Below are 9,901 nucleotides of genomic sequence, written 5' to 3' on the forward strand. Positions count from 1 at the left end.
CATCAACTGCTTTGGGTCCTTTTTACGAAAACTCCTGGGGTTAAGGTATTACTGTTCAGCGATTACACTTAACCCAAACTCCTCGAATAATCCCTTGATACCTGCGTCGGTTATGCGCACGGCACGACCATTGGGTAATCTTTCTATCCATTTTAGTTCAAACAAGCGTCTCGTAAGTGATGCTCCTAAGCTGCCTGCTAAATGAACCCGGCGTTCGCTCCAGTCCAAGCATTGACATGCAAAGCAACGCCGACTCTTTTGGCTTTTTTCGACTTCTACGCCAAAAACCTGCAGTCTTGCTTTGCCGGCTGCGCTTAATGTAAACTCTTTGCCTGATTTCTCAATGAAATTCAATTCAAGTAGCCTATCTGTCAAGGCAACACCGATTTTACCTGCTAAATGGTCATAACAGGTACGGGCAAACTGTAAAGCATGTGCTTCATTGGATTCGCGAAGTGATTGAACGGGTTTGGAAGGTGCAATCGTGTGAAGAGCTTCCAAAACGTGTCCAACCTCACTGCTTGCAAGTTGGAAATATTTGTGCCGACCGAAAGATTCTTGAACCAGGAGACCTCCCTTTACCATTTTAGCGAGATGCGTGCTAGCCGTCTGAGGTGATATCCGTGCGGAACGTGCCAGTTCGCCTGCAGGGAGGGCTTTTCCGCCAAGCAAATTAAGAAGCATCGCGAGACGCGAGGGATCACCAATGAGAGCGGTGATTTCCTTAAGATCAGGGTTTAGCATTTAGCCGCCTCCATCCATGACATTCATACTTCGATTTTAACCGAATTATTATCGTGCTACAATAGGTAGAGTAAAAGATTGAGAAATAAGGAGTGCATAGTATAAGCAACGTGAAAAATAACGAGATTGATTTTTATATTGACGGCCATTCATAATTTTATAATCGGAGGGGACGGCATGAAATTTGAAGGCACAGAACCGATAAGGGATGAAAAAACGTTTGTCGCTGAAGGAGCAGGCGTGATAGGAAAAGTGACAATGCAAGAATTCAGCAGCATCTGGTTTAATGCCGTTGTACGCGGTGATGTCAATCGGATTGAGCTGGGGAAATACTCTAATGTACAGGACAATTGCGTTCTCCACTCTTCCTGCATTATCGGCGATTATGTGACGGTAGGCCATAATGTGGTGATACACGGGGCTACTATTGAGGATCACTGTCTGATCGGCGTGGGGGCAATCTTGTTGGATAACGCTGTGATTGGCCGAGGCAGCATCGTTGCAGCCGGCGCCGTAGTCCGGGAAGGCCAGATTGTTCCTCCGCACTCCCTGGTTGCCGGGGTTCCGGCGAAAGTGATCCGTCAGGTGCCGGAGCGGATGGACAGCATCCATGCCCAGGCAATCAAATACAAAACGCTCTGGACGGAACGATACGGTATTTTGCCTGACGCCGGCGGTGAATGTTATCATGGGGAACAAATCGTATAACCAATGATCAACGAATCCGGGTAAACGGGACGGAAGGATACGTAGAAATCCTGTCAGGTATGCCTGCGTGATCCGCGTTTGTTACCGAAAATTAAAATCTTGGGCAATACTGAGCTTATCAATTTAAACATTGGTTCATTGTAAAATGAACTGCAACAGATAAAAAGATAACAGCCAAAGAAAGAAACCGAGTATGATTAAAGCGACCAAACCCAATCATACGGAGGTTTCAAGCTATGACTGTTACTAGCAATGATAACACATCCGCACGAACTTTCAAACACCTAAGCCCTTATGAGCGGGGAAGAATGCAGGCGCTTTTACAGGAAAAGCACTCCCTGCGGTACATTGCCCGGCAACTCAATCGCCACCCCAGCACGATCTCTCGAGAACTAAAAAGAGGAACCGTTACGCAGCTACGATCCGATTTAACCTCCTATCAGGCCTATTTTCCCGAGACCGGACAAACAATGTATCTGAAAAGACGCTCTGCTTGTAAGCCCAAATACAAGCTGGCAGAGGTAGAAGCATTTTTACAGTTTGCACAAACCAAGATGCTAAAGGATAAATGGTCTCCTGATACGGTCGTAGGGGTTTATAAAAATCACCCCAAGCACCATGGTCAGGCCTATGTCTCGACTAAGACGCTATACAACTATATTGATCGAAGGTTTCTGCCGGTACGCAACATAGATTTAGCTCTTAAGGTTCGGCGCAAGGGGAAGAGCCACATCCAGCGTAAAAACAAACGGATTTTAGGGGATAGCATCGAACAACGCCCAAAGGACGTGGAACAAAGAGATGAATTTGGTCATTGGGAAATTGATACGGTATCTGGCAAACGTTCCAATGATCACGCCCTATTAACCTTAGTCGAACGCAAAACAAGACACATGCTCCTGTTGCAGTTACCTGATAAGACAAGTCAATCGGTCTGTCAGTGTCTAAACTCCTTACAGGAGCGGTTTGGGAATCTCTTCCCACAAATAGTTAAGAGTATCACGGCGGACAATGGTTCTGAATTTGCTGATTTGGCTGTACGGCTAGCGCAATGGGGCAGTAAAGCCTATTTTTCCCACCCCTACTCAGCCTGGGAACGGGGAACCAACGAGAGACATAATGGACTCATTCGCCGGTTTATTCCTAAAGCGAGATCCATTCGTGCTGTATCTCCAGCAACATTGCAGAGGGTTCAGGCATGGTGCAATCAACTTCCCCGCAAAATCTTGGGCTACAAGACCCCACAAGAGTGCTTTGAAAAAGAACTTTTAATGATCCAATAAGTTTATTCTGGTTTCTTTCTGTAACTGTTGCATTTGATATTGCAATCTACACAATTTAAACATTCAACACAATGTTTCTGGGATTCTTGACAATGAAAAGTAATTGTGTATAATATTGTAAATGTAATAAGTGGTTTTCCAGGGTTCCGCAGCTTACTGGCTGATCCGAGAGAAAACAACAGTCTACGGAATGTAGCACGGAGGAATAAAAGTCCGGGAGAATGGCTGTTAGGGCAGCTTATTTTTCCCAGGCTTTATTTCTTGGACTATATTTGTTAATACGAAAGAGGGAGGTCGGGCTAATGTTTAGGGAAATGAGACGAGGTAAGCAATTATTATCTATGGAGGACACCAGATCTGTAATGGATCGATGCGCTAATGGGGTCCTGGCGTGCTTAGGCGATGAAGATTATCCTTACGCAGTTCCACTTAACTATGTCTATTTCAATGGGAAAATCTATTTTCATTCAGCCAAAGCTGGACATAAAATCGATGCTATTACGAAAAACCCAAAGGTATCTTTTTCAGTAATCGATGAAGATACGATAGTAAGTGAAGAATATACTACTTATTTTCGTAGCGCCATTGCTTTTGGAAAAGCAAGAATTGTAGAAGGTGATGAATGGCTAGGAGCTTTTGAAGCTTTAGTTGAAAAGTATTCGGGAGATCAGCCGGAAGAAGCCAAACATAAGGAAATACGCGGATGTACGCGATCTTATATTATTGCAATTGACATCGAGCACATAAGTGGAAAGGAAGCCATTGAATACGTCAGGGCTAAAAAGTAATTCACTATTCGGTTTCTTCCTTACCGGGCAAATGCAGCCAAACAGCAATTTTTACGGAACCCCCGTCCGTTCAAAACAGCCCCAAAACTATAACCTGAATCTAGAGAAATGCTTATGAAGAAAAACAAAAACCAACAGAATAAGTGGAAGCGGGATTTCCTCACCATAGCCGGCGGGCAGACGGTATCGCTCATAGGCAGCGCCGCCGTGCAGTTTTCCCTAATCTGGTGGCTGGCCAGTGAAACGGCGTCGCCTATCATGATGTCAATCGCGGGCGTATTTGCCTTTTTACCTCAGTTGGTTCTCGGCCCCTTTGCAGGCGTGTGGGTCGACCGCCTCAACCGAAAAACCGTCATTATAGCGGCAGACCTTTTCATTGGACTGGTGGCCCTTGTTTTCGCCTTCTTCTTCCTCTTTGGCAATCCCCCCTATTGGTCAGTTTGTGTGGTGCTGGGCATCAGGGCGGTGGGAAATGTGTTTCACAGCCCGGCCATTCAAGCCGCAGTACCCATGCTGGTGCCGCAGCAGGAATTGGTGCGTGCCAACGGATGGAGCCAGTTTATGCAGTCGGGCGCCTTTCTGCTGGGGCCTGTATTGGGCGCGGCCATGTATACCGTCTTGCCCCTTTGGATCATATTGCTGTCCGATTTGGTGGGCGCACTTGTCGCCAGCGCCATGGTGGCTCTTGTTAAAATACCAGATCCTGAACGGCATATAAAAGAAAGGACGCGCTTTCTCGACGAAATGACAGAAGGAGCGGTGGCTATTTGCCAGGATAGAAAGCTGTTTGTCGTGACGGCGGCCACGCTGTTCGGCATGGTGTTTTACGCACCTCTGTCCACTTTTTATCCACTTATGACCAGTGACTATTTCCGAGCCGACGCTTGGCATGCCAGCATGGTCAACTTTGGGTATGCGATGGGCATGATGCTCAGCGCCATATTCCTGGGAAAGTTCGGCACCATCAAAAACAAGTTTCCGGTTATCCATCTGGGACTTTTGGGCATGGGGACATCCTCATTGCTATGTGGTCTGCTGCCTTCGGAGATGGTCTGGTTCTGGGGGTTCGCGGCGTTGTGCGCGCTGCTCGGAGCCAGCAGCAACCTGTATAACATTCCCTATATCGCCTATCTGCAGGAAACCATTGCTCCGGATCGGATGGGACGTGTTTTTTCTCTGATCGGGAGCCTCAGTTCAGCGACTATGCCTTTGGGATTGCTCATAGCAGGGCCGATTGCCGAAAGCAGGGGAGTATCATTGTGGTTTTTTATTTCCGGGATCGTACTCCTGCTGCTTACACTGATCAGCGCCCTGCTCGTCCTTCCAAAGGCAGATAAAGCAGGAAAGAGTACAAGTTGAAACTGAAACGTTATCTATTTCAATCATCTTTAACGGCCACGCTCCATCCGGTCAATATCTGCGTATTGTACTACCGTCTGCAAATTACTTAAATGAACTAAGAAGCGGATTAGAAATCTTAAAACAGGCTCCGGATCAGCTATACTGGACTGGAATGGATAAAAGGTTAAAAAGGCAATGAAAATCATAATCTGCAGGAATTCTTGACAACTCAAAGTAATTGTGTATAATTACTTTATAATGTAATAAATTGTTTTCTAGGGTTCCGCAGTTTGCTGGTCTGGTCCGAGAGAAAACAACAGTCTGCGGACTGCAGCACGGAGGGATAAAAGCCCGGGAGAATGGCTACAATAGGGTAGCTTATTTTCCCGGGCTTTATTTTTTTGTCGGTATTTTTAGCACGAAGAAGGGTGGTAAAATTATATGAACAAAATTTGGATATCGGTTGTTATCGCCGCTTTTTTTGAAGTGGGCTGGGTGATTGGTATGAAGCATGCAGAAGGTTTCTTGGAATGGGGAGGAACAATCATTGCCATAATTATAAGTTTTTACCTGATAATTATGGCTGGGCGCGACATTGCCGTTGGGACGGTATATGCTGTTTTCGTCGGACTTGGAACAGCGGGAACCGTACTGGCAGAGATTATATTGTTCGGTGCCCCTGTCATACCCGCTAAGCTCGCTTTAATTGTATTACTGTTGAGCGGTGTAATCAGTCTTAAGATGTTAAGCAATGAGCAAGAAAAGGAGGTGCTATAATATGGATTGGCTATTTCTGATAATGGCAGGCTGTTTCGAAATGATGGGGGTAGCTATGATCAACAAGCTTCACCAAGACCGCAGCTGGAAAGCGTTTGTCCTATTATTCATTAGCTTTAGCCTAAGCTTTTTATTTCTAGCACTTGCTATGAAGACACTGCCCATGGGAACGGCTTACGCGGTGTGGACTGGAATTGGAGCTGCGGGAGGAGCAACACTGGGGATGTTTGTATATGGTGAACCCAGAAGTTTATCAAGGATTATTTCCATTGCTGTTGTGCTTGGCTCCGCCGTTGGGTTAAAGCTGATTGGATAAATAGAATATAAAGACGTTATGGCTTAAATGAAGTGAAAGCCAGTGTTTTGAGGTGTTGGCCGGGTAGTTCTGTATAGGGTCATTTTTTTTCTTCCGCTCCCTCGGCAATGGCATAAATCATTTTAACCATCCACCTGACGCATAGTGCCATAGTCACATAAATCGGAAACCCGTAATAATACTTCCACTTAAGTGTTTGATAGACGCCACCCCATACCAAAATTGGCTCGAAGATGAAACAGAATATTGTTGCCATTATTAGAGTGGCCCAAAAGAAACTTTTCCAGGTCCCGAAATATTGATAAATCAGTGTATAGATTATTGGCAAACTGGCTAGATCAACTGCGGTCAATGGCGGAAATATCGGTACTAGATCAACAGGATAATCCCATAAAGATAATTCTTCGCCCAATTCATCAAGAACTAAGGTAATTATCGTTATGAATCCCATATAAAGCACCATCTCGGGGAATCGTGACTTATCAACCAATTTGAACCAAAGAAAAGCGGAAAAGGCAAATTGACCTAGCAATAACCACCAACGAAAATGAAAAACATCATCTTGCAGCCACTGTTCAATCCGCATATTGGTCAACAGTTTTTGAAGCTCCACTGCGGCTGCGACACCTGAATCCGTCAATATCCACGCCTCCTTAACAGGGCTGCTTCTTTGCCTTTTTTCCAATGCTGGAGATTCGGACGACTATCCACCTGATAAAAAAAGACACAGTCAGGTATACCAGAAAGCTATAGTAATATTGCCATTTAAGCAACTGATAATAGCCCCACCAAGTCAAGGCAGGCTCAAAGACAAATGAAATGAAGGCGGCCACCAGTACGGTAGTCAAGGCGAAGCTCTTCCGGGTGCTGCAGTTTTGATAAACAAGCGAAAATGCCAGAGGCAAAATCCATAAGTTTATAGCCGTTATGACCGGAAATATCGGCAGTAGGTCGAAGGGATAGTTCCATAAGGTCAATTCCTCGCCATATTCGTCTACACCCATCATTACTAACATCATCAGCACCGCATACAATATAATTTCGGGAAGACGCCGCTTGTCAAGAAGCTTCCACCAGACTGCAACCACAAAAATGGACAGACCTAACAGAAGCCACCACCTTAGATGGAACAAGTCATGCTGCAGCCACTCTTCCATGTGTGCGGAAGTAAGCAGTTTTTGGATTTCGGTCTCAGCGGGCATACCTGACACGGTTAATAACATGTGCAGCCTCCTGTAAAGAGTTTAATCACACGGTTATTATGCAGCAGAATCAGAAAATTTATCTTTTGATCAATTAAAAAACGCTCGCCCCAGGTAGTTAGAGGTTGTCAAGCCGGCGGATACTTGTCATTCAACTGGAAACAATAATCCCGGAGGTGCGCCCGAGAAGGCCCAAAGGGAGAAGGCGCCGGGTGTAATTTTATGGCTGAAAAACTCAACGCATACAACCGGAAAAGGAATTTTGCCAGGACCTCGGAACCGGAAGGCAAGGCAGAAGCCGCTCAGGCGGGTTTGAGATTTGTTGTCCAGCATCATCTGGCCCGCAGAGATCACTACGATTTCCGCCTGGAATGGGAGGGAGTCCTGTTGAGTTGGGCGGTGCCCAAGGGACCTTCTTACAGCACTCGTGATAAGAGGCTTGCCGTACAGGTTGAGGAACATCCTTTGGAATACAGGAACTTTGAAGGGACGATTCCCCAAGGGGAATATGGCGGCGGAGTCGTCATGATCTGGGATGAAGGGTACTGGGAACCCAATGGTGATGTGGATGGCGGGCTCCAGGAAGGTATGCTGAAGTTTGTGCTGAAAGGAAGAAGGCTGAAGGGAAAATGGGCTCTGGTGCGCTTAAAAGGGAAACCGGGCGAAACGAAGGCTAACTGGCTTTTGCTGAAAGAGAAAGATGAGTATGCCCAAACCGGAGACGGGATTCCCTTGTCTACCACCAGCATCAGAACCGGACGCACCATGACGGAAATTGAAAAAGGGGAAGACGAAAAGATTACGCCAAACCCCTTCGGCAGTACCGGGGTGCAGCTGGCCCGATTGGGCCGTACGATTCCTGAAGGCGAGGATTGGCTCTATGAGCTGAAGTACGACGGCTACAGGATACTGGCTTATATTGCAGGCAACAGCGTTCGGCTCATCACTAGAAACGGAAAAGATTATACTAAGCGGTTCCCGGATATCGCCTATTCTCTCAGCGATTGGGCCGATGGCAGGGCGATGGTTCTGGACGGCGAAATGACCGTCACGGATGCAGCGGGCAGGACGGATTTTCATGCTCTGCAAAATCATCTGAAAAATCGCCAGGCCCAAAGTCTGACCTATATCGTCTTTGACCTCTTGGCGCTGGACGGCAAGGACCTCCGGGGCAACCGCCTGATTGACAGGAAAGAAACGCTGGAAGCCTTGATGAAGGATGTTCCTGAAAATCTCCACTATAGCCGGCATATCAGGGGAAACGGCAAGAAAAGCTTGATTGCGGCCTGTGAGGCAGGTCTGGAAGGAATCGTCGCTAAAAAGGTCAATTCTACTTACAGCGGAGCCAGAAATGGCGACTGGATCAAACTGAAATGCGATCAAAGGCAGGAATTTGTCATCGGAGGATATACCCTTTCCGATAAAAAAACGCGCGGGGTAAGTTCCCTTCTCCTGGGCGTTTATGAAGACGGGGAATTCGTCTATAGCGGACGTGCCGGTACCGGCTTGAGTGAAACGGACGTGAAAGAACTTGAAAAAAAATTTGCGGGCATAAAAAGAATAAAAGCCCCTTTCCCACTCGCGCCAAAACCCAGAAAGAATGAGAAAATCACCTGGCTGAAACCTGAACTGGTCGCGGAAATCAAATTTGCCGAATGGACCGAAGATAATCTGTTAAGGCAGGCAAGCTTCAAAGGTCTGCGGACGGATAAGGATCCCAGGGACATAAAAAGGAAAAAGGCGGAGGATGAAAACCGGACTCCGTCATTCGTCCAGGAAATGGAGAGGCCGATGGAAGCAAACGCCAACAATATCGTGGTCGCGGGAATCAAGATCACCAATCCGGACAAGGTGATCTTTGAAGAGGCTGAAATCAACAAAGGGGATGTGATCCGGTATTACGTCCGGGTGGCGGAGCGTATGCTGCCGTATTTGCGCCATAGGATTCTCAGCATTGTACGCTGTCCCAAGGGCATCTCCCAGGCCTGCTTCTATAAGAAGCATCCCGGTCCGGGCGGCCAAGGAATCGTCACCATTCCTATTTCTACCAGCGGCGGAGAAATGGAAGATTACTTCTATATCGAGAGCGCCCACGGGCTGATTGCCGAAGCCCAAATGGGCACACTGGAATTTCATGCCTGGGGAAGCCGTGTCAACGAGCTGGAAAAGCCTGATTTGATGGTATTTGATCTGGATCCTGACGAGGGAATGGATCTGAGCAGGGTACGCCAGGGTGTGCGGGATATGAAGAACATGCTGTCCGAACTTTCCCTGACCTCGTATCTCAAAACCAGCGGCGGCAAAGGGTACCATGTGGTCGTACCTTTAAAACCTGCCGTAGCCTGGGATAAGTTTTACGATTTTGCCAGACGGGTTGCCCAGGTGATGGAACTGAAGTGGCCTGACCGTTACACAAGCAATGTCAGAAAAGCCAAACGCTCCAACAAGATCTTCATTGACTGGATGCGCAACGGCAGAGGGGCTACCAGCATTGCCCCCTATTCGCTGAGAGCGCGAAAAGGAGCCAAGGTATCCATGCCCCTCGCTTGGGATGAACTGGATACGGTGGCTCCCGATGGTATCGATATGGCGGAAGCGCTCCGGAGGATTGGCGACGCTGACCCCTGGCAGGATTTTTTTCGGATTCAGCAGCAGCTTAAGTGAATATGTTTGGTCTGGCCGAATTTTGCACCCACAATATAGTTGAAAAAATGCCATCAGATTTCCACATAATCTGATGGC

General features: G+C 47.1%; 10 protein-coding genes and 2 riboswitches. Of the genes, 7 read left to right on the plus strand and 3 right to left on the minus strand.

All coding sequences use genetic code 11. The features are described from left to right. Positions 1 to 48: 48 nt before the first annotated feature. Positions 49 to 744 (minus strand): ArsR/SmtB family transcription factor, encoded by a 696-nt coding sequence (locus ALO_RS13945; protein ID WP_004096865.1) that lies wholly within the window; start codon positions 742 to 744, stop codon positions 49 to 51. Between the two features lie 177 nt (positions 745 to 921). Between ALO_RS13945 and ALO_RS13950 the strand changes: the two genes are divergently transcribed. The 6 genes from ALO_RS13950 (at position 922) to ALO_RS13975 (ending at position 5,957) form a co-directional block, all read left to right on the plus strand. Next, positions 922 to 1,452: a gamma carbonic anhydrase family protein gene (locus tag ALO_RS13950; protein WP_004096867.1), complete on the plus strand. Its 531-nt coding sequence runs from the start codon at positions 922 to 924 to the stop codon at positions 1,450 to 1,452. A gap of 236 nt (positions 1,453 to 1,688) precedes the next feature. Further along, the gene (locus tag ALO_RS13955) at positions 1,689 to 2,735 is read left to right on the plus strand and encodes an IS30 family transposase (RefSeq protein WP_004096870.1); all 1,047 of its coding nucleotides are present in this window, start codon (positions 1,689 to 1,691) and stop codon (positions 2,733 to 2,735) included. A gap of 127 nt (positions 2,736 to 2,862) precedes the next feature. Beyond that, a riboswitch (guanidine-I (ykkC/yxkD leader) is annotated at positions 2,863 to 2,957 on the plus strand. Between the two features lie 80 nt (positions 2,958 to 3,037). After that, positions 3,038 to 3,523 (plus strand): pyridoxamine 5'-phosphate oxidase family protein, encoded by a 486-nt coding sequence (locus ALO_RS13960; RefSeq protein ID WP_004096872.1) that lies wholly within the window; start codon positions 3,038 to 3,040, stop codon positions 3,521 to 3,523. A gap of 114 nt (positions 3,524 to 3,637) precedes the next feature. Continuing rightward, a complete protein-coding gene (locus ALO_RS13965) occupies positions 3,638 to 4,882 on the plus strand; it encodes an MFS transporter (RefSeq protein ID WP_004096874.1) in 1,245 nt (414 codons plus the stop codon). Positions 4,883 to 5,128: 246 nt separating this feature from the next. Then, positions 5,129 to 5,224, plus strand: a riboswitch (guanidine-I (ykkC/yxkD leader). A gap of 81 nt (positions 5,225 to 5,305) precedes the next feature. Then, positions 5,306 to 5,641 carry a DMT family transporter gene (locus ALO_RS13970; protein WP_004096876.1) on the plus strand — a complete coding sequence of 112 codons (336 nt, stop codon included), beginning with the start codon at positions 5,306 to 5,308 and terminating at the stop codon, positions 5,639 to 5,641. A 1-nt stretch (position 5,642) separates the two neighbouring features. Further along, positions 5,643 to 5,957 carry a DMT family transporter gene (locus ALO_RS13975; RefSeq protein ID WP_004096877.1) on the plus strand — a complete coding sequence of 105 codons (315 nt, stop codon included), beginning with the start codon at positions 5,643 to 5,645 and terminating at the stop codon, positions 5,955 to 5,957. Positions 5,958 to 6,036: 79 nt separating this feature from the next. Here the strand turns inward: ALO_RS13975 and ALO_RS13980 are convergent, their stop codons facing one another. Both ALO_RS13980 and ALO_RS13985 read right to left on the minus strand, forming a co-directional pair. Further along, a complete protein-coding gene (locus tag ALO_RS13980) occupies positions 6,037 to 6,543 on the minus strand; it encodes a CBO0543 family protein (RefSeq protein ID WP_050807022.1) in 507 nt (168 codons plus the stop codon). Between the two features lie 67 nt (positions 6,544 to 6,610). Beyond that, the gene (locus ALO_RS13985; RefSeq protein ID WP_004096879.1) at positions 6,611 to 7,180 is read right to left on the minus strand and encodes a CBO0543 family protein; all 570 of its coding nucleotides are present in this window, start codon (positions 7,178 to 7,180) and stop codon (positions 6,611 to 6,613) included. 201 nt (positions 7,181 to 7,381) lie between these two features. Here ALO_RS13985 and ligD point away from each other — a divergent pair, with 201 nt between their 5' ends. Continuing rightward, positions 7,382 to 9,823 (plus strand): DNA ligase D, encoded by a 2,442-nt coding sequence (gene ligD, locus ALO_RS13990; RefSeq protein ID WP_004096880.1) that lies wholly within the window; start codon positions 7,382 to 7,384, stop codon positions 9,821 to 9,823. Positions 9,824 to 9,901 lie beyond the last annotated feature (78 nt).

Source organism: Acetonema longum DSM 6540 (assembly GCF_000219125.1).
In the GTDB taxonomy this organism is placed as follows: domain Bacteria; phylum Bacillota; class Negativicutes; order Sporomusales; family Acetonemataceae; genus Acetonema; species Acetonema longum.

Coding starts and splice junctions, on each gene's coding strand:
- ALO_RS13945 (WP_004096865.1), bottom strand. CDS start 744: ATGCTAAACCCTGATCTTAAGGAAATCACCGCTCTCATTGGTGATCCC.
- ALO_RS13950 (WP_004096867.1), top strand. CDS start 922: ATGAAATTTGAAGGCACAGAACCGATAAGGGATGAAAAAACGTTTGTC.
- ALO_RS13955 (WP_004096870.1), top strand. CDS start 1,689: ATGACTGTTACTAGCAATGATAACACATCCGCACGAACTTTCAAACAC.
- ALO_RS13960 (WP_004096872.1), top strand. CDS start 3,038: ATGTTTAGGGAAATGAGACGAGGTAAGCAATTATTATCTATGGAGGAC.
- ALO_RS13965 (WP_004096874.1), top strand. CDS start 3,638: ATGAAGAAAAACAAAAACCAACAGAATAAGTGGAAGCGGGATTTCCTC.
- ALO_RS13970 (WP_004096876.1), top strand. CDS start 5,306: ATGAACAAAATTTGGATATCGGTTGTTATCGCCGCTTTTTTTGAAGTG.
- ALO_RS13975 (WP_004096877.1), top strand. CDS start 5,643: ATGGATTGGCTATTTCTGATAATGGCAGGCTGTTTCGAAATGATGGGG.
- ALO_RS13980 (WP_050807022.1), bottom strand. CDS start 6,543: ATGCGGATTGAACAGTGGCTGCAAGATGATGTTTTTCATTTTCGTTGG.
- ALO_RS13985 (WP_004096879.1), bottom strand. CDS start 7,180: ATGTTATTAACCGTGTCAGGTATGCCCGCTGAGACCGAAATCCAAAAA.
- ligD (WP_004096880.1), top strand. CDS start 7,382: ATGGCTGAAAAACTCAACGCATACAACCGGAAAAGGAATTTTGCCAGG.